Origin of the sequence: Litorivivens sp., assembly GCF_041624475.1 — a bacterium.
GTDB lineage: Bacteria > Pseudomonadota > Gammaproteobacteria > Pseudomonadales > Spongiibacteraceae > Litorivivens.
Window position 1 is genome coordinate 33,657 of sequence record NZ_JBFJUX010000015.1, and the last position, 18,751, is coordinate 52,407.

The following is an 18,751-nucleotide window of genomic DNA, read 5'->3' on the forward strand; positions in this document are numbered from 1 at the left end:
GCCTTTCTTTGCGAGGAAGGCTCCTGCAGTATAACGGATGCCGCCGGCGATTCGCGGTCTTATGCCGGAGATAATCCCGGCAAATGGCGGGTGAAGGATTTTTCATGGTGGTACTGCCAGTAGGGCGGTAGGCTGGCTGTTTTAAATATTTTGGGAGTGGATTATGGATCAGGAAAAAATTGAGGCCTTGATCAAGGATTTCGAAAACCGCCCGATTATTCCGACAGTTGGTGCGAGCGATACCCTGTTATTGGAAGAAAGCGACCTGCCCTGGCTGATGTCGCCGGACGGCAGCCAGACTCAGCTGCTGCAGGTGGATCTGAACCAGGGCCTGTGGGTTGTGAAAAACCGCTTTATGCCCGGCTTTGCGATCGACAAGCACTACCACACCGGTTCGGTGTTTGCGGTAACGATCAAGGGTGAGTGGTACTACAAGGAATACCCGGATCAGGTTAATAAGCCTGGCTCTTACCTGTTTGAACCCGCCGGTTCGGTGCACACCCTGATGGTGCCTGAGACCCAGCAGGAGCCCACCGAAGTGTGGTTTGCGATCTATGGCGCCAATATCAATATGGACGCCGACGGGAATATCATTTCCGTGCTGGACGCACACTCGGTGCTGGATGGCTACGTGAAATACTGCGATGCGATGGGTGAGGATTGCAGTAAGCTGATAGTGAATGGCGAACAGCCATACCTGAAGTAAGGCGCTGGCCTCACCCTGCTTGCAGGGTGAGGCACTATTCTTCCAGAATTTTCTTAGCTCGATAACGGAACTGCCGGAATGACAACCCCAGCAATTCCGCTGCCTCGGTCTTGTTGCCGTTGGTGCGCCCGAGCGCCGCTTCGATGGCGGCCCGTTCAATATCCTGCAAATAGCCTTCCAGATCGCCGAAGGCCGCTTCAATACCGTTGGACGGATTGGTCGCGGCGGTGGGGGCGACGCTCGGTAACTGCAGATCCTCCGGCGTAATGGTCTCTTCATCGCAGAGCGTCACGGCCCGCTCCAGAATATTTTCCAGCTCGCGCACATTGCCGGGAAACTGATAGTTGCTGAGGGCGCGCTGGGCGGCGCCATCCAGAGTGGGCGTTTTGATACCCCACTCTTCAGACAGGCGGTCGAGAATGGCCTTGGCCAGCAGCGGAATATCGGCTACCCGCTCGCGCAGGCTGGGCACTTTCACTTCGATAACATTGATGCGATAGAACAGGTCGGTCCGAAAATGGCCTTTCTCTACCTCGGTCGCCAGGTCTTTGTGGGTAGCACTTAGCAGTCGCACGTCCACGGGTATTTCCCGGTTCGCGCCGATGGGTCGCACGCTTTTGTTCTGTATCGCACGCAGCAGCTTGACCTGCATGTTCAGTGGCAGGTCGGCAATTTCATCGAGAAACAAGGTGCCGCCATTGGCCGCTTCAAACAGGCCGGTTTTGTCGTTGTGTGCGCCGGTAAAGCTGCCTTTCACGTGGCCAAAAAACTCGCTCTCCATCAGCTCTGAGGGGATCGCCCCGCAGTTGACCGGGACAAAAGGCGCGTCAGCGCGCGGGCCGCTGGAGTGGATCAGTCGCGCCACCACTTCCTTGCCGCTGCCGGACTCGCCGCTGATATAGACCGGTGCCTGGCTGCGACTGAGTTTGGCGATCTGGCGGCGCAGAGCCACCATGTTGTCGGTTTCACCGATCAACTGGCGGGTGTCGTCACCGATACTGTCGGTGCGGGGATTGCTCTCCAGGCTCAGCGCGTTGCGCACCAGATTGCGCAGTCGGTCGAGGTCGATTGGTTTGGAAATAAAATCAAAAGCGCCGGCCTTGAGTGATTCGGTGGCCAGATCGACGCTGCCAAAGGCGGTGATCACTGCCACCGGAATATCCTCCGGCCGCTCCTGCAGGTGGCGAATGACATCCAGACCGCTGCCGTCGGGCAGTTTCATATCGGTCAGGCACAGGGCAAAGGCATGCTCATGCTTGTCGAGCAGGCGATAGGCGCTGGCAAGCGATTCGGCACTGTGGGTGTTGTAACCCATTCGCATCAGTGTGAGTTCCAGCAATTCGCGAATATCGGGTTCGTCGTCGATGATAAGGATGGGGCTGTGTTGATTCATGGAATGAGCGGGCCCTAGTCAATTACGTGGCGCTTTTGCGGGTGGCTGAAGGATAGTCGAAAGCAGCTCTTGTCGTCATCGGTGCGCAGCCAGGTCAAATGGATCTGGTTGGCGTCGCACAGTTCCTTGCAGATGTAGAGGCCGAGCCCGGTGCCGCCGCTTTCCGTGGTGAAAAAAGGTTCGAATATACGGTCGCGATGTTCAGGACTGATTCCCGGCCCGTCATCAATGACATTCAACACCGGGCCCGGTAGGTTCGGCTCGTCAATCAGTTGCAGGAGTAGCTTGCGCTCGCCAGTGGCATCAGCGCTGTGGCGCAGGCCGTTGTCGACAATGATTGTCAGGATCTGGTGCAGCTGGTGGTCATCGACATTGACGGTAAAGCGCCCCCCGAGTGTATCGATAATAAACTCGGCCGGGTCTGGTGTTGCGCTGTTGTAATCGTCGCAAAATATCTGCGCCCAGTCGTACAGATCGAAAGACTCGGGCCTCGGGTTTTCCCGGCGCGACAGCTGCAGGATATTCTCGATAATGCTGTTCACGCGAGCGGATTGTTGGGTGACGATACTGATCAACCGCCGCTCGGTACTGTCGAGCGTTTCCGATTCCGCCAGCAGCTGGGCGGCGTGGCTGATTGCGCCCAGCGGGTTGCGGATTTCGTGGGCAATACTGGCGGTAAACTGGCCTAGGGAGGCCAGCTTGAGCTGCTGCGCCTGTTGTGCAAGCTGGCTCACATCTTCAATAAACAGCAGCGTATTTTCGCCGTCGCCGGCTTTCAGTTCAGTGCGACTTATCTGCAGCAGACGCCCGGATTCCTCATGGCGAAACTGGGTGTTTTGGCGGCGCTCCCGGCGCAATAGCTCAAGTAGTGAGCGCGGTGCCAGACGCGGCATGTTCTGGCCGATAAAGCGTACTTCCAGCAGTTCGGCGGCGGACTGATTGATAAGTCGGATCACGCCCTCCGCGTCGAGCACCAGTATGCCGGTGCGCATGTTCTGTACGATGCGCTCGCTGATATGCAGTAGCTGCTGCACATCGGCCTCCCGGTCCTGCACCAATTGCTGGGTGGCGATGATGCGGCGGGTCAGGTACTGCACCACGATGCTGGTGGTGAAAAAGGCCATGCCCATCAGGCCCGCGTCGAAAAACTCGGAGCTGGCCTGGCCCTCGTAACTGACGCGATAAATACTGTTGGCAATAACCGCAATCGACGCCATTGCCGCCAAAAGAACGCCCAGGCGTGGCGTAAGCAACATATTACCGGCGGCGATGGCAGGCAGCACCAGCAGCGCAATGCCGTTGGCCTCGCTGGCTGAGCTGTAGTGAATCAGCGAGAGGGTGAGAATATCGATCAGCAGGCTGGTGAACACCTGGGTTGGGCCGCCGATGCGGCTGCTGAACAACTGGTACAGCAGCAGTGCGATAGCGTAGATAGCGTAAAAGCCGGTGACACCGAGAAATATGAGCGGCTGATGTTTGCCAATTACCGGATCGTCGGCAGTCAGCAGATACAGGGTGGTCAGGATCATCGCCAACAGGGCGCGATACCCTGAGTAGATGATCAGCAGCGCCCAATTCTGGCGATTTTCTGAAGCAGGTAGCATGGCAGTCTGTCGGGCCGATGTTGAGCGCAGTGTACCCGCTCTGTGGGCGGGATGCGACGCACGGCTTCTGATAGAATGCTGCCTCTCATTTTACAGTCAGAGTGGAGCAGACATGGGCGCTGATGTAACCATAGCCATGGCGCAGATCAATCCGGTCGTCGGCGATATTGCCGGCAATGCGGAGCGGATTCAGCAGGCGGCGCGTGAGGCGGCCGCCAACGGCGCCCATTTGGTGATGTTTCCGGAACTGGCGCTGACGGGCTACCCGCCGGAAGACCTGTTGTTGCGTCCCAGCCTGGAAATCCGGGTCGATAAGGCGCTAGAGGCGCTTGCGGCGCAGAGCACAGATATCGCCCTGCTGGTGGGTTTGCCGCTGCACGCCGACGGCAAACTCTATAACGGTGCGGCCCTGTTGCGAGGCGGTAAAGTCGAAGCGCTGTACCGCAAGCACCGTCTCCCCAATTATCGGGTGTTCGACGAGATGCGTTATTTCGCGGCGGGCACCGAGGCCACCGTTTTTGAGCTGGAAGGTCTGAAGGTCGGGGTGACGATCTGTGAAGACATCTGGTCGCCGGAGCCTGCTGCCAAGGCCGTAGCCGCAGGCGCACAGGTGATACTCAACCTCAATGCCTCGCCCTACCATGTGGGCAAACAGCGCGAGCGCGAAACGGTGGTGGCCGAGCGCTGCCGCGAAAACAAAGTGCCGGTGCTGTATGTGAATCAGGTGGGCGGGCAGGATGAGCTGGTCTTTGACGGCGGCTCATTTGCACTCTCGTCTGACGGCTCTGTTAAGTCGCGGGCCCATCATGTCTCTGAAACTCTGTTGCTGATTACGCTGCGCGACGGAGAACCGCTTGCCGGTGATGTGCAGCCGCTGGGCGATGAGCTGGCCACCCTCTATGACGCCTTGGTGGTTGGCGTGCGCGACTACATCAATAAAAACGGCTTCAAAGGTGTGGTGTTGGGCTTGTCCGGTGGCATTGACTCCGCCCTGACGCTGGCGATTGCCGTCGATGCACTTGGCCCTGAGCGGGTAGAGGCAGTGATGATGCCCTTTAAATACACCTCCAGCATGAGCCTGGAGGACGCCGAAGCGGAGGCCAAGACTCTGGGCGTAGGCTACAAGGTCATCTCCATCGAGCCGATGTATGAGGCGTATTCCGCGGCATTGTGCGACGAATTCGCGGGTTTGCCGGTGGATAAGACAGAAGAGAATATCCAGTCGCGAATTCGCGGTGGTCTGCTGATGGCGATTTCCAATAAGAAGGGCTCACTGGTGCTGACCACCGGTAACAAGAGCGAGATGGCGGTGGGTTACGCGACCCTCTACGGTGACATGTGCGGAGGCTTCGCGGTGCTTAAAGATGTCTCCAAGCAACGGGTCTTTGCTTTGTCGAACTATCGCAATTCCCTTTCGCCGGTGATTCCGCAGCGGGTTATTGATCGTCCTCCGTCGGCAGAGTTGGCGCCTGATCAGAAAGACGAGGATTCATTGCCGCCCTACGAGGTCTTGGATCAGATTCTCGAGCACTACATTGAGCACGATCAGAGCGCCGAGGCGATTATCGCAATGGGTTTCGAGCGCGAGGATGTAGAACAGGTCGTGCGGCTGGTGGATATTAACGAGTACAAGCGTCGTCAGGCGGCCATCGGCACACGCATTACCCAGCGCGCGTTTGGGCGCGACCGGCGCTACCCGATTACCAATCGCTGGAAGGCAGGGGTGTAAGCACCCTCCCCTTTGGGGGAGGGTTGGAGTGAGGGCTGGTATTAACGCGGGCGCATCTTCGGTGGTTTGCGGTCGTCGCGGCTGACTTCTTGCTCGCCTTCCCCGGGCACAAACACCGGTCGGTTATCAAACTTGGGTGGCTCGTAGCGATCGACCAGTCCCAGTGTTGCCTTGTTCAGCCAGGAGCGTTCCTGCTCCAGTCCCACCTGACTGTTAAAGTTGCCGTTTTCGTCCAGCGCCGGGTGCTTGGGGAAATTGCTGCGCAGGACGGTCAGCGAGCGCTCGGCCAGATCATCCATGCCCAGCAGCAGGTAGGCCTGCACCATCACCGCCAGCGCATCGGGCACTGCCGAGGTCTGGGGCATGTTTTCGACTACATAGCGGCCGCGGTTGGCGGCGGCCAGATAAGCCTTGCGCTTGAAGTAGTAGTTGGCGACGTTGATCTCATAGCGCGCCAGCCGGTTGCGCAGGTGAATCATGCGGGCGCGGGCGTCGGGTGCGTACTGGCTGTCGGGAAAACGCTGCAGCAACTGGCGGAAGTCTTCAAAAGCCTGAATGGCGGCGCCCGGATCGCGCTGGGTCATGTCAGTGGGGAAGAAGCGCTCCAGCAGGCCCTGACCTTCGGTGTAGTTCGCCAGACCGCGCATGTAATAGGCGTAGTCGACGCTGGGGTGTTGGGGGTGCAGGCGAATAAAGCGGTCGGCGGCGGCGATGGCGGCTTCGGGCTCAAGGCTGCGGTAGTGGGCGTAAATAATTTCCAGCTGGGCCTGCTCGGCATAGGGGCCGAAGGGGAAGCGCGACTCCAGCAACTGCAGGTTTTTCACGGCAAGACTGAAGTTGCCGTTTTCCATATGTTCCTGAGCTTGATTGTAGATCTGCTTTTCCGAGGATTCTGCCTCTTTGTTCGGATCGGACGCACAGGCGGCCAAGACGCCGACCAGCAGGATCATCAATCCGTATTTAACAACTCTCATAATGTGGCATTCCCGGTTTCAGCGGTGGATAATTCAGGCGTCGTATTTAACCACAGCCACCTTGCGCCATAAAGCGGACGCCTGCGATGGCCTCAAAGGAAATTTCATGCCCGACACGATTGCCCTCAGTGCCGTCATCCCCGACGAGCTGGCGGGCTCGCGCTTAGACCAGGCGGTGGCCCAGCTGTTCCCCGATTATTCCCGTTCCCGGCTGCAAAACTGGATCAAATCCGGCGAGTTGACCGTAAACGGCAAACAATACCGACCCCGAGACAAAATCATGGGCGGCGAGGAGATTCGCGTTGGTGCTGAATTGCAGGACGAAGGCGACTGGCAGCCCCAGCAGATTGATTTCGGTCTGCATTACGAAGATGAGCAACTGCTGGTGCTTAACAAGCCCGTGGGCTTGGTGGTGCATCCGGCGGCAGGTCACGCCGATGGCACCCTGGTCAATGCCCTGATCGAGCATTGCCCGGCCCTCGCCCAGCTGCCCAGGGCGGGCATTGTGCACCGCTTGGACAAGGACACTTCGGGACTGATGGTGGTGGCTAAGACTCTGGAAGCGCATACCTCCCTGGTCAAGCAATTGCAGGCCCGCGATGTGCACCGGGAGTATGAGGCGCTGGTGTATGGCGCTATGACGGGCGGAGGCAAGGTGGATGAACCGATGGGGCGCCACCCCCAGCAGCGCAAAAAAATGGCGGTGGTGCGAGCCGGTGGCAAGGAAGCGGTTACCCACTACCGGATTATTGAGCGCTTCAGGCATTTTTCCCACGTGCGTTGCCTGCTGGAGACCGGTCGCACCCACCAGATTCGGGTGCATATGGCCCATATCAAGCACCCGCTGATCGGCGACGCGCTCTATGCCGGACGTCTGCGTCAGCCGAAAGGCGCCAGTGAATTATTGAGCGAAACCCTGCGCACCTTTCGCCGGCAGGCCCTGCACGCCCGCAAACTGGAGCTGATGCACCCGGCTACCGATGAGCTGGTGAGCTGGGAGTCGGATTTGCCCGATGATTTTCAGCGCCTGCGCGCGGTGCTGGCCAGTGAGGACGGCAATGGCTGACTGGCTGGTTCCCGACTGGGATGCGCCCGCCTCGGTGCGCGCCCTCTGCACCACGCGGGCGGGCGGCGCCAGCAAAGGCCCTTGGGCGGGTTTTAACCTTGCGGAACATGTGAAGGACGATAACAGCTCAGTCGCCGAGAACCGTCGCAAGCTAAAACGCGGCTGCGAGGGGCTCGAACGTATTCAATGGTTGACCCAGATCCATAGCCCGAACTGCGTTAGCGCCGATGGCCATTCGCTGCCGGAGGCGGATGCGTCGATATCGGATCAGGCGGGTCTGGCCTGCGCCGTATTGACCGCAGACTGTCTGCCGGTGCTGTTGTGCGACAGCGCGGGCGAGCAGGTGGCAGCCGCCCATGCGGGCTGGCGCGGGCTGCTGGACGGGGTATTGATCAATACCGTTACGGCTTTTCACGCTGCGCCCGGCACTGTTCAGGCCTGGCTGGGGCCCTGTATCCGGCAACCCCGGTTTGAGGTGGGCGCAGAGGTTCGCGAGGCTTTTCTCGCGCGCTTTCAGGGGCCTGCGGAGCAGGCCATTAAAGCCTGTTTTGTCTCTGCGTCTGAGCCCGGAAAATTCCTCTGTGATCTGGCCGGGCTAGCGGCGCTGCAGCTGCGCGCACTGGGGCTTTCAGCCATTTCCGACAGCGGGCTTTGCAGCTATGATGACCCGCGTTTTTACTCCTACCGACGGCAGAACCCGTGTGGCCGTTTTGCCAGCCTGATTTACCGCTTACCTTGAATTCCGGCGCCCCGCCCTCATTTATTACAGTGTGAGACGTCCTCTCACCCAAACCCTCCTTCTCTGGGGAGGCTAGGGTGAGGGTAGATTGGATGAGGGTATTTACATGCGTATAGATCGCTTTACCAGCGCCCTGCAAAGCGCCGTCGCCGAAGCCCAGTCGCTGGCTATCGGCAAGGATCATCAGTTTATTGAGCCGGTGCACGTGCTGATGGCACTGCTGCGCCAGCAAAACGGATCGGTCAAACCCCTGCTGCAACAGGCCGGCGTCAATCTGCCCGCACTGGAGCAGCAGCTGGGGGAAGTGTTGAATGCACTGCCGCAGGTGCAGGGCACAACCGGTGAAGTTCACGTCTCCAACGAGCTGGCTCGCGCCTTTAACGTATCGGACAAGCTCGCCCAGCAACGCGGTGACAGTTATATCTCCAGTGAATTGTTTGTGCTGGCGCTGTTGGAAGCCGGTGGCAAGTTGGGCGATGTCCTGAAGTCGGCCGGGCTCAGCAAAGACAAACTCGAAGCGGCGATTCAAAGCGTGCGCTCAGGAGCCAATGTGAACGACCCTGAAGCCGAAGGTGCCCGTCAGGCCCTTGAAAAATATACGATTGATCTGACCGAGCGCGCCCGCGATGGCAAACTGGACCCGGTAATTGGCCGCGACGAGGAAATTCGCCGCGCGGTGCAGGTCTTGCAACGCCGTACCAAAAACAACCCGGTATTGATCGGTGAGCCGGGTGTCGGTAAGACCGCCATTGTGGAAGGGTTGGCCCAGCGCATCGTCAATGGCGAGGTGCCGGAAGGTATTAAAAATAAACGCCTGCTGTCCCTCGACCTCGGCTCTTTGCTTGCCGGGGCCAAGTTTCGCGGTGAGTTCGAAGAGCGCCTGAAAGCCGTGCTCAACGAGCTGTCCAAGGAAGAGGGGCAGGTCATTCTGTTTATCGATGAGCTGCACACCATGGTTGGTGCCGGCAAGGCCGAGGGCGCCATGGATGCGGGCAATATGCTCAAGCCGGCGCTGGCCCGCGGCGAGTTGCACTGCGTCGGTGCCACCACCCTCGATGAATACCGCAAATACATCGAAAAAGACGCTGCGCTGGAGCGCCGTTTCCAGAAAGTGCTGGTGGGCGAGCCCAGTGAAGAAGACACCATTGCCATACTGCGCGGATTGAAAGAGCGCTATGAGGTGCACCACGGTGTCGATATTACCGACTCGGCGATCATTGCCGCGACTCGACTTTCCCAGCGCTATATCACCGATCGCCAGTTACCGGACAAGGCCATCGACCTGATCGATGAGTCGGCCAGTCGCATTCGCATGGAAATTGATTCCAAGCCGGAAGAGATGGACCGACTGGAGCGCCGTCTGATTCAGCTGAAAATTCAGCGCGAGGCGGTGAAGAAAGACGAGGATGAATCGGCCCGCAAGCAGCTTGAGAAGCTCAACACCGATATCGACAAGGTGGAGAAAGAGTACGCCGATCTGGAGGAAATCTGGCTGGCAGAAAAATCTTCCCTGCAAGGTGCAAACCAGATCAAGAGCGAGCTGGAAAAAGCCAAACTGGAACTCGATGCCGCCCGCCGCGCCAGCGATCTGACGCGCATGTCCGAGTTGCAGTACGGGGTGATTCCCGAGCTGGAAAAACGCCTGGCCAGCGCCGGCAGTGCCGACAATGAAGAGCGCAAACTGCTGCGCAACAAAGTCACCGACGAAGAAGTTGCGGAAGTGGTATCGCGCTGGACCGGTATTCCGGTTAACAAAATGCTCGAAGGCGAGCGCGAAAAACTACTGCGCATGGAAGACGAACTGCACCGTCGGGTAGTGGGGCAGGACGAGGCGATCGTGGCCGTGTCTCACGCGGTGCGCCGTTCCCGGGCAGGCCTGAGTGACCCCAATCGCCCCAATGGCTCCTTCCTGTTTATGGGGCCCACCGGGGTGGGTAAAACCGAGTTGTGCAAGGCGCTGGCGACGTTTCTCTACGACAGCGAAGAGGCCATGGTGCGGATCGACATGTCGGAGTTTATGGAGAAGCACTCCGTGGCCCGGCTGATCGGTGCACCTCCAGGCTATGTCGGTTACGAGGAGGGGGGTTACCTGACCGAGGCAGTGCGTCGTCGGCCCTACTCACTGCTCCTGCTCGACGAGGTGGAAAAGGCGCATCCGGATGTGTTCAACATTCTGTTGCAGGTGCTGGATGACGGTCGGCTGACCGATGGTCAGGGTCGCACCGTGGACTTCCGCAATACCGTGATTGTGATGACCTCCAATCTGGGCTCTGATCGCATTCAGGAGCTGTCGCGCAACGAGGGCGGCTATGAGGCGATCAAGGAAGCGGTGATGGAGGTGGTGTCCAACCATTTCCGGCCGGAATTTATCAACCGTCTCGACGAGATGGTGGTGTTCCGTTCGCTGGAGCAGAGTCAGGTGCGCGCCATTGCCGATATTCAGCTCGCTTACCTCGACAAGCGTTTGGCCGAGCGCGAGCTGAAACTGGAGTTGAGCGATGCGGCGATGGATAAGCTCACCGTGGTGGGCTTTGATCCGGTGTTTGGCGCCCGCCCGCTGAAGCGTGCAATCCAGCAGCTGATAGAAAACCCGCTGGCGCAGGATATTCTGCAGGGCAAATTCAGTGTGGGTGACACCATCTACGGTGAGGCAGAGGGCGACAAGTTGGTGTTTTCAACCGTCGCCAAGGCGGAGATGATTCATTAACCGTGACCTGTCGGGCGCTGCCAGCGCCCGACAGGGGGCTAGCAGTAGATCTCGACCAACTCCCGGGCTTTGGCTTCCTGCTCGGCTTTTTCTTCGTTGTTCAGCAGCCGGTACTCGCCGCTTTCATCTTTCACCCGCAGGCGCTGGCCGCGTGCAAAATTCTGCACGGCTTCACGTGCCTGCATGCAGCGCTGGGGATCTTTGTTGGGTAATACCTCGTATTGCTTGGGCGTTTGCTGGTCCGCAGGCGCACTGTTGGCCCGCTTGGGTGGATTGCTGAGTTCGTTGGCCGGTTTTGCCTCGCTGTTACCAAGGCCTTTGCGGGTTTCAATAAAGGTTGAAGGTCGGTCGGCGGGTGGTTTCTGGGTAAAGTGGGGCTGACCTTCGTCGTCCAGCCAGCGGTAGTAGCCGGATTTTGCCAGCGCCGTGCCAACCAGCAGCAGGCAGAGTGTAAAAAGGGTGAATTTCTTGAGCATGTTATAACCCCGTCAAGCAGATTATCTGATTATGGCAGAGAACTGACGGAAGGTATAAGTCGGCGAAGTCACAGTTTGGGATTGACACGGCCCGGCGTAACCTGAAAAATACGCGATTGCTCATAAATGGCCGTCAATCCACCCAGCTACCCCGGGTGTGATTCGGGGTTGCGCTCAAGCGCGCAATCACTGCTTCGCAGATCCATTCTCTCCGCAAGCACATGACCTGTGTTGCGAGAATGCCATCTTCGCACACCCCGCGAAGACCTTTACGAGGGCAATTCTGCACCCTGCTGCAGCTTTGTCAGGCGTTTCGCCCGACGCATCGTGGTCGATGTGATCGGAGGTTCATGTGTTTTTCCGCTGCCCTTGGTCGGCTGGCGCACATGCTTTATTCAAAATGAATGGTTGTTCGTGCAACTGATTCAGACAATCAAGAGGACTGTTCCGTGGAATTGTTATCCGGCGGTGATATGATCGCCCGCGCCCTCGAAGACGAAGGCGTTGAGTTTATTTTCGGCTACCCCGGTGGGGCCGTACTGCACATTTATGATTCCCTGTTCCAGAACTGCAAGGTGCCCCATATCCTGGTGCGCCATGAGCAGGCTGCGACGCATGCCGCCGATGGCTACGCCCGCGCTACCGGCAAGCCCGGTGTGGTGCTGGTTACCTCCGGCCCGGGTGCTACCAATGCGATCACCGGCATTGCCACCGCCTACATGGATTCCATTCCGATGGTGGTGCTGTCGGGGCAGGTTGCGTCTCACCTGATTGGCGAAGACGCCTTTCAGGAAACCGACATGGTCGGTATTTCCCGCCCCATCGTGAAGCACAGCTTTATGGTGAAAAGAGCGCAGGACATTCCGGAAACCATCAAAAAGGCCTTTTATCTGGCCTCAACCGGTCGCCCGGGTCCGGTGGTGATCGACCTGCCGAAGGACATCACCAACCCGGTAGACAAGTTTGAGTACCGCTACCCGAAGTCGGTGAAAATGCGTTCCTACACACCGGCAACGCGCGGTCACTCCGGTCAGATCAAAAAAGCGGTTCAGTTGCTGCTGGAAGCCAAGCGCCCGGTTATCTATACCGGTGGTGGGGTGGTGCAGGGCAATGCCTCGGGCGTACTGACCGAGCTGGCCCATGAGCTGAACTACCCGGTGACCAATACCCTGATGGGGCTTGGCGGTTTTCCCGGTGATGATCGCCAGTTTTTGGGCATGCTCGGCATGCACGGTTTTTACGAAGCCAACAACGCCATGCATCACAGCGATGTGATTCTGGCGGTGGGCGCGCGCTTTGACGACCGGGTAACCAATACCCCAAGCAAGTTCTGCCCGAGTGCCAAGGTGATTCATATCGATATCGACCCGGCGTCGATTTCGAAAACCATCACGGCCGATGTGCCCATTGTTGGCCCGGTGGATTCGGTGCTGGCGGAAATGCTGAGCCTGGTGCGCGATGCGCGTAAGGCCGACAAGAGTCTGCCGGATGCCAAGGCACTGGATGTCTGGTGGCAGCAGATTGACGAGTGGCGCGACGCCCACGGGCTTTGGACCAAGCCTCGCTATGACACGTCTACCGATCTGATCAAGCCGCAAGAGGTTATCGATACTCTGTGCAAAGTCACCAACGGCGAGGCCTTTGTGACCTCAGATGTTGGCCAACACCAGATGTATGCGGCTCAGTACTACCGCTTCAAGCACCCGCGCCGCTGGATCAACTCCGGTGGTCTCGGGACCATGGGTTTTGGCTTGCCCTCAGCGATGGGCGTAAAACTGGCCTACCCGGATTCCGACGTGGTGTGTGTAACCGGTGAAGGCAGCATCCAGATGAACATTCAGGAGCTGTCCACCTGCACCCAGTACAACATTCCGGTGAAAATCCTGAATCTGTACAACGGCTATCTGGGTATGGTCAAGCAGTGGCAAGACATGCAGTACGAAGGTCGCTACGCCGAGAGCACCTACGAAGACTCGCTGCCGGATTTCTGCAAGCTGGCGGAAGCTTACGGTCACGTGGGTCTTCGCGTTGACAAAAAAGCCGACCTGGAAGGTGCCTTGAAAGAAGTGATGGCGATGAAAGATCGCCTGGTGTTTATGGACATTCACGTAGACCCTCACGAGCACGTTTACCCGATGCTGGTGGCGCCGAACGGCTCCATGCGTGATATGTGGTTGAGCAAGACGGAGCGAACCTGATGCGACGGATAATTTCAGTACTTTTGGAAAACGAGCCAGGTGCTCTGTCGCGGGTGGTTGGCCTGTTCTCTCAGCGCGGCTATAACATTGAGACGCTCAACGTGGCGCCCACCGAAGATGAGACAATGTCGCGTCTGACCCTGACCACGGTGGGTGATGATCACAAAATCGAGCAGATCACCAAGCACCTGAACCGTCTGGTAGACGTGGTCAAGCTGGTGGATTTGAGCGAAGGCGCCCACATCGAGCGCGAGCTGATGCTGGTTAAAGTGCGCGCCACCGGCGCTCAGCGCGCCGAGATAAAGCGCTGCACCGATATCTTTCGCGGCCAGATTGTGGATGTAGGTCCGACGGTCTACACCATTCAGGTTACTGGCGCCTCCGATAAGCTGGACTCTTTCCTCGAAGCGGTGGGTGATGCTGCGATTCTGGAAGTGGTGCGCAGCGGGGTGTCTGGTATTGCTCGCGGCGAAAAGGTGCTTTCGCTGTGATTGGGCCGGACGTCTGACGTCGGACGTCCGACCACAAAACCCATTTGGGTTTTACCCCGCTCTCCCTTAAGCTGTCCCAAACGATAACAGGGACAGCATCATGGCCTTCCAATCTGAAGATCACGCCAAAGCCTACTGGCGCGAGCACCTGCGCATGATGTTCGCGCTTTCCCTTATCTGGTTCTTTGTTTCTTTTGGCTGCGGTATTCTTTTTGTCGACTGGCTGAACGAGTTTCGGCTGGGTGGTTACAAGCTCGGTTTCTGGTTTGCCCAGCAGGGTTCTATTTACACCTTTGTGATACTGATTTTTGTCTACGCCCGCCTTATGGGGCGGCTCGATAAAAAATACCACGTACACGAGGAGTAACAGATGGACCTGCAAACTCTGACCTACCTCGTTGTCGGCAGCACCTTCGCTTTATATATCGGTATCGCCATCTGGTCGCGGGCGGGTTCAACCCAGGAGTTCTACGTCGCCGGGGGCGGTATTCATCCCGTAGCCAATGGCATGGCCACCGCCGCCGACTGGATGAGCGCGGCCTCCTTTATCTCTATGGCTGGGCTGATTGCCTATATGGGCTATGGCGGTTCGGTCTTTCTGATGGGGTGGACCGGTGGCTTTGTGCTGTTGGCGATGTTTTTGGCGCCCTACCTGCGCAAGTTCGGCAAGTTCACGGTTCCCGAGTTTATTGGCGAGCGCTACTACTCACGCACAGCCCGCATTGTGGCGGTGATCTGTCTGATTGTCTGTTCGGTCACTTATGTCATTGGGCAGATGAAAGGCGTGGGTGTCGCCTTCTCCCGCTTTCTGGAAGTGGACTACGATATCGGCCTGTATGTGGGGATGGGTATCGTCTTTATTTACGCGGTGCTCGGTGGCATGAAGGGCATTACCTATACCCAGATTGCTCAATACTGCGTGCTGATTTTTGCCTTTACCATTCCGGCCATTTTTATCTCGCTCAATCTCACCGGCAACCCCTTGCCGCAGCTCGGCCTGGGCAGCACGCTGGCGGGCAGCGATACCTATCTGCTGGACAAGCTAGATCTGATTCTTGTGGATTTGGGCTTTGCCGAATACACCACTCAGGAACGGCTCAGCAAACTGAATATGTTTGCCTATACGCTTTCATTGATGATCGGTACGGCAGGTTTGCCGCATGTGATCATTCGCTTTTTCACCGTACCGAAAGTCAGTGATGCGCGAAAGTCGGCGGGCTGGGCCTTGCTGTTTATCGCGATTCTTTACACCACAGCGCCTGCGGTCTCTGGGATGGCACGATTGAATCTGATTGATACCTTTGCCGGGAAAGACGGCGAGGGTCTGGTGTACGACGAGCGCCCGCAATGGTTTAAAAACTGGGAGAAAACCGGGCTGCTGGAATTTGAGGACAAGAATGGCGATGGCCGTATTACGCATGTAGCCGATGTCGACAAAAATGAAATGGTCACCATTGACCGCGATATTATCGTGCTGGCCAATCCCGAGATTGCGCGTTTGCCGAACTGGGTCATTGCGCTGGTGGCGGCGGGTGGTCTGGCAGCGGCGCTTTCCACGGCGGCAGGTCTGCTGCTGGCAATTTCCTCGGCTATTTCGCATGACTTGCTGAAAGGTGTATTCGCACCGACGATCACCGAAAAACAGGAGCTGCTCGCAAGCCGAATTGCCATGGCTGTTGCGATCGCTTTCGCAGGTTATCTCGGCTTGAATCCGCCGGACTTTGCTGCCGGAACGGTGGCGCTGGCCTTTGGTCTGGCGGCCTCGTCGATCTTCCCCGCCTTGATGCTTGGTATTTTTAGTAAGCGAGTGAATAAAGAGGGCGCCGTAGCCGGCATGTTGGCGGGCTTGAGCGTTACCCTGCTATACGTCTTTCAGCACAAGGGCGTGATGTTTATTCCAGGGACTGAATTTTTGGGCGCCATGCCGGAGAACTGGTTTCTCGGCATCGAGCCCAATGCCTTTGGCGCAGTGGGTGCGGTGGTCAACTTTGTGGTTGCCTTTGGGGTGTCGCGATTGACCGCACCGCCTCCACCCGAGGTGCGGGCACTGGTCGAGCATATTCGCGTGCCCAGGGGTGCAGTTGCTCCGGGCAACCATGGGTAAAGAGGTTACCCGCTGAAAACGTTGATCTTTTTTGGATTTTGGTGCGCGCGAAGCGAGGGCGGCGGTGGGCGGCGCCACAACGTAGTATGCTAATCACCTGTATACGCATATTTCACAACTGCAGGATTATGTAACTTTGCCTACAGTATAGGGGTTGGGATAAAAGAATCCCGGGCCGATGGCCAAGAATAATCAGCCTGATAGGCCGTCTTCGACGGCAGTGGGCAAAACAGAGGGTGCCAGGTGAACAAAGCGTCAGCGACTATTGACGACAACGGACTGTCCGTGTCTAACAGTGCCAGCGATGAGCGACGAAAAGGCGATCGCAGGCAGTGGCCGACCCGACGCCTCCGCCATCGCCGCCGCCGCATCCAGATTCCTGCCTTTTTGCCCTTGCTGCTCATCGCAGCATTGAGTCTCACCTTGTTGCTGGTGGTCTACAGCTGGCAGTCTGCCAAGACCATCAATGCCGAAACGCAGCTATACGGTGAATCGATCACTAAAGCACTGGCCAATGTCTCCAATGAGGCGCTGACAGACTTGATTGCAGAGCAGGGCCAGAGTCCCATGCTGCAGAATTTAAAGCAGCACCCGCATTTTCTTTATTTTCTAGTGGAGTCCAAGTTCGGCGAGCGGCAGCTGGTTCTGGAGGGGCATCAATCCGGTATCGGCATCCCGTCGCTGCCCCTGTCTGCCAGTCAGCGTGTTAGCCAGGGTAATCGAGCGTTTACCACACTGAAAAAAACGGTCGGCATCGTAGAGTTTTATGCGCCGATCAAAACTTCAGGCTCACACGTCTTGCGAATAGGTTTTCTTAAGCCCACGTTCTACTGGCAACCCGGCGCGCAGTACTATTTTCTTATTTCGTTACCGCTTGTGCTGCTAACCTTTGCGGCGTTTTCATCAATATTTTCGACGTATCTCCCAATGCATCGACTGGGGCAGCATTTCAGCTCGATGAACGAGGGGAAGGAGTTTGAAACCATCGACAACAGTCAGACCAAATCCCCTCTGATTGATGACTTCAATGCGCTGATCGCCAATGCCAAAAATATTGTTCGGGAAATCGAGGTCAAGCAAGACGCTCTTGAGATTGATAGGAAAGTACTTTATTTCGACAAGCTGCGGACAGAGGCAGTGCTCGACGCTTTGCCGCTGGGTGTGGCGGTTCTGGATGTGGCAGGCAGTGTGACCTACTGCAACAAGCAGTTTCTGCATTTCTTTCCCGGGGCTTCCCCCAATATTGTGGGTAAGTCTTTCAGTGAGTGGAGCCCATCACTCGCTGTCGCGGCTTACGTGCAATCTGGTCGCAAAAGCGGTGGGGTGAAGCCAGGCGAGCTTCAGTACGAATATGCACAGCGGGGTAACCACACCAAAGTCGCCAGTGTATCCATGCAGACGGTGCAAGCTGCAGACTCGGGCAATTCGCTCGGCGAGCTGATGATTATTCAGGATGTCACCAGCACCCTGCATAACAAAAGGATGTCTGAGGAGTTTGCCATCAAGGCCGCGCATGAGCTTAAGACACCCCTGCACGTCGTTAAAATGTACAGCGAAATGTTGATGGAGGATGACCTGGAGCCTGATGTCCGGGTGGAGTCGTTGAATACCATCTACGATGAAGTGGATCGCATGGCTGATCTCGTCAACAATCTGCTGAATATCGCCAAAATTGAGATGGGAAATATCACCATCGATAAGACGCGGGTTAAGACGAGTGAATTCCTCAATGATATTTATGACTCGATGATACGGTCTGCAAACAACAGCACACTAACAGTGGTGAAAGATATTCCCGAAAGCCTCAGCACTATTGTTGTAGATAAAGACCTTCTGCGCATTAGTATTAACAATCTGCTTTCCAATGCAATCAAGTACAACCGCGAGGGCGGTGAAGTTCGTTTTGCTGCTGAAGAAACGGACGACGCAATACTTATTTCCATTAGCGACAGCGGCCCCGGGATATCGGAAGAGGACCAACGGCATATATTCGACAAGTTTTATCGCTCTGAAGACGCAGAAATTCGCAAGAAAAGCGGTCACGGGCTGGGCCTGACGCTGACCCGAAACATTGTCCAGTTACATCATGGCAGCCTTACTGTGGAAAGCACCCTTGGTGAAGGTAGCCGCTTTACGATTGCTTTTAACAAGAAATCCAATATCGTTGAGCGAGGGCGTGTTTGATGCCGATGATTCTGATCGCCGAAGATGAACTGCATATATTCAGAGTATTAAGAATTTCACTCGAGAGAGCGGGTTATGAAGTCGAGCATGCACTCAATGGCGAGGAGGCACTGGAATTCATCCGAAACTCACCGCCGGATGCACTGATCACCGACATCGCCATGCCGAAAATGGATGGTCAGGAATTGTGTATGCGCATTACCGAAGAGCTTCCCGAGCGCACTTTCCCGATCATTGTTGCAACATCAAAGGCCGATATTGAGCACCGGGAATGGTCCCGAGTCATCCCCAGCCTTACCTTTTTGGAAAAGCCTGCAAGTTTGCGCGCGCTGATCGCCTTGTTGGCCGATCAGGTTCCGGTGGACGAGTGAGCTGTCGCC

General features: G+C 57.1%; 15 protein-coding genes. 11 read left to right on the forward strand and 4 right to left on the reverse strand.

Translation table 11 applies throughout. The features are described 5' to 3' along the window. Nucleotides 1-163: 163 nt before the first annotated feature. Nucleotides 164-706, forward strand: a complete 543-nt coding sequence (locus ABY734_RS14080; protein ID WP_372779939.1) for a 2,4'-dihydroxyacetophenone dioxygenase family protein — start codon at nucleotides 164-166, stop codon at nucleotides 704-706. A 34-nt stretch (nucleotides 707-740) separates the two neighbouring features. Here ABY734_RS14080 and ABY734_RS14085 read toward each other — a convergent pair whose 3' ends face one another. After that, a complete protein-coding gene (locus tag ABY734_RS14085; RefSeq protein ID WP_372779940.1) occupies nucleotides 741-2,099 on the reverse strand; it encodes a sigma-54-dependent transcriptional regulator in 1,359 nt (452 codons plus the stop codon). Between the two features lie 14 nt (nucleotides 2,100-2,113). Beyond that, nucleotides 2,114-3,703 (reverse strand): PAS domain-containing sensor histidine kinase, encoded by a 1,590-nt coding sequence (locus ABY734_RS14090; RefSeq protein ID WP_372779941.1) that lies wholly within the window; start codon nucleotides 3,701-3,703, stop codon nucleotides 2,114-2,116. 112 nt (nucleotides 3,704-3,815) lie between these two features. Between ABY734_RS14090 and ABY734_RS14095 the strand changes: the two genes are divergently transcribed. After that, complete coding sequence (locus tag ABY734_RS14095) at nucleotides 3,816-5,432, forward strand: NAD+ synthase (RefSeq protein WP_372779942.1); 1,617 nt, start codon at nucleotides 3,816-3,818, stop codon at nucleotides 5,430-5,432. 41 nt (nucleotides 5,433-5,473) lie between these two features. Here the strand turns inward: ABY734_RS14095 and ABY734_RS14100 are convergent, their stop codons facing one another. Beyond that, on the reverse strand, nucleotides 5,474-6,406 hold the full coding sequence (locus ABY734_RS14100; protein WP_372779943.1) for an outer membrane protein assembly factor BamD: 933 nt from the start codon (nucleotides 6,404-6,406) through the stop codon (nucleotides 5,474-5,476). A 106-nt stretch (nucleotides 6,407-6,512) separates the two neighbouring features. On the opposite strand from ABY734_RS14100, the gene rluD reads away from it, so the two are divergent. From rluD to clpB, 3 genes are all read left to right on the forward strand, one after another. Further along, nucleotides 6,513-7,472 carry a 23S rRNA pseudouridine(1911/1915/1917) synthase RluD gene (rluD, locus tag ABY734_RS14105; RefSeq protein ID WP_372779944.1) on the forward strand — a complete coding sequence of 320 codons (960 nt, stop codon included), beginning with the start codon at nucleotides 6,513-6,515 and terminating at the stop codon, nucleotides 7,470-7,472. Beyond that, nucleotides 7,465-8,211 (forward strand): peptidoglycan editing factor PgeF, encoded by a 747-nt coding sequence (gene pgeF / locus ABY734_RS14110; protein ID WP_372779945.1) that lies wholly within the window; start codon nucleotides 7,465-7,467, stop codon nucleotides 8,209-8,211. Before rluD ends, pgeF begins: the two co-directional genes overlap by 8 nt. Nucleotides 8,212-8,317: 106 nt before the next feature. After that, nucleotides 8,318-10,918, forward strand: coding sequence for an ATP-dependent chaperone ClpB (clpB, locus tag ABY734_RS14115; protein WP_372779946.1), 2,601 nt, complete (start codon nucleotides 8,318-8,320; stop codon nucleotides 10,916-10,918). 38 nt (nucleotides 10,919-10,956) lie between these two features. On the opposite strand, the gene ABY734_RS14120 is transcribed toward clpB, so the two are convergent. Beyond that, nucleotides 10,957-11,394 carry a DUF4124 domain-containing protein gene (locus ABY734_RS14120; protein WP_372779947.1) on the reverse strand — a complete coding sequence of 146 codons (438 nt, stop codon included), beginning with the start codon at nucleotides 11,392-11,394 and terminating at the stop codon, nucleotides 10,957-10,959. Between the two features lie 449 nt (nucleotides 11,395-11,843). On the opposite strand from ABY734_RS14120, the gene ABY734_RS14125 reads away from it, so the two are divergent. The 6 genes from ABY734_RS14125 to ABY734_RS14150 all read left to right on the forward strand — a co-directional run bounded on the left by ABY734_RS14125 (nucleotide 11,844) and on the right by ABY734_RS14150 (nucleotide 18,742). Beyond that, a complete protein-coding gene (locus ABY734_RS14125) occupies nucleotides 11,844-13,592 on the forward strand; it encodes an acetolactate synthase 3 large subunit (protein ID WP_372779948.1) in 1,749 nt (582 codons plus the stop codon). Next, nucleotides 13,592-14,083, forward strand: coding sequence for an acetolactate synthase small subunit (ilvN, locus tag ABY734_RS14130; protein ID WP_372779949.1), 492 nt, complete (start codon nucleotides 13,592-13,594; stop codon nucleotides 14,081-14,083). Before ABY734_RS14125 ends, ilvN begins: the two co-directional genes overlap by 1 nt. Nucleotides 14,084-14,183: 100 nt before the next feature. Beyond that, a complete protein-coding gene (locus tag ABY734_RS14135; RefSeq protein ID WP_372779950.1) occupies nucleotides 14,184-14,450 on the forward strand; it encodes a DUF4212 domain-containing protein in 267 nt (88 codons plus the stop codon). A gap of 3 nt (nucleotides 14,451-14,453) precedes the next feature. Continuing rightward, nucleotides 14,454-16,187, forward strand: coding sequence for a sodium:solute symporter family protein (locus tag ABY734_RS14140; protein ID WP_372779951.1), 1,734 nt, complete (start codon nucleotides 14,454-14,456; stop codon nucleotides 16,185-16,187). 243 nt (nucleotides 16,188-16,430) lie between these two features. After that, nucleotides 16,431-18,371 carry an ATP-binding protein gene (locus ABY734_RS14145; RefSeq protein ID WP_372779952.1) on the forward strand — a complete coding sequence of 647 codons (1,941 nt, stop codon included), beginning with the start codon at nucleotides 16,431-16,433 and terminating at the stop codon, nucleotides 18,369-18,371. Continuing rightward, the gene (locus ABY734_RS14150) at nucleotides 18,371-18,742 is read left to right on the forward strand and encodes a response regulator (RefSeq protein WP_372779954.1); all 372 of its coding nucleotides are present in this window, start codon (nucleotides 18,371-18,373) and stop codon (nucleotides 18,740-18,742) included. Before ABY734_RS14145 ends, ABY734_RS14150 begins: the two co-directional genes overlap by 1 nt. Nucleotides 18,743-18,751 lie beyond the last annotated feature (9 nt).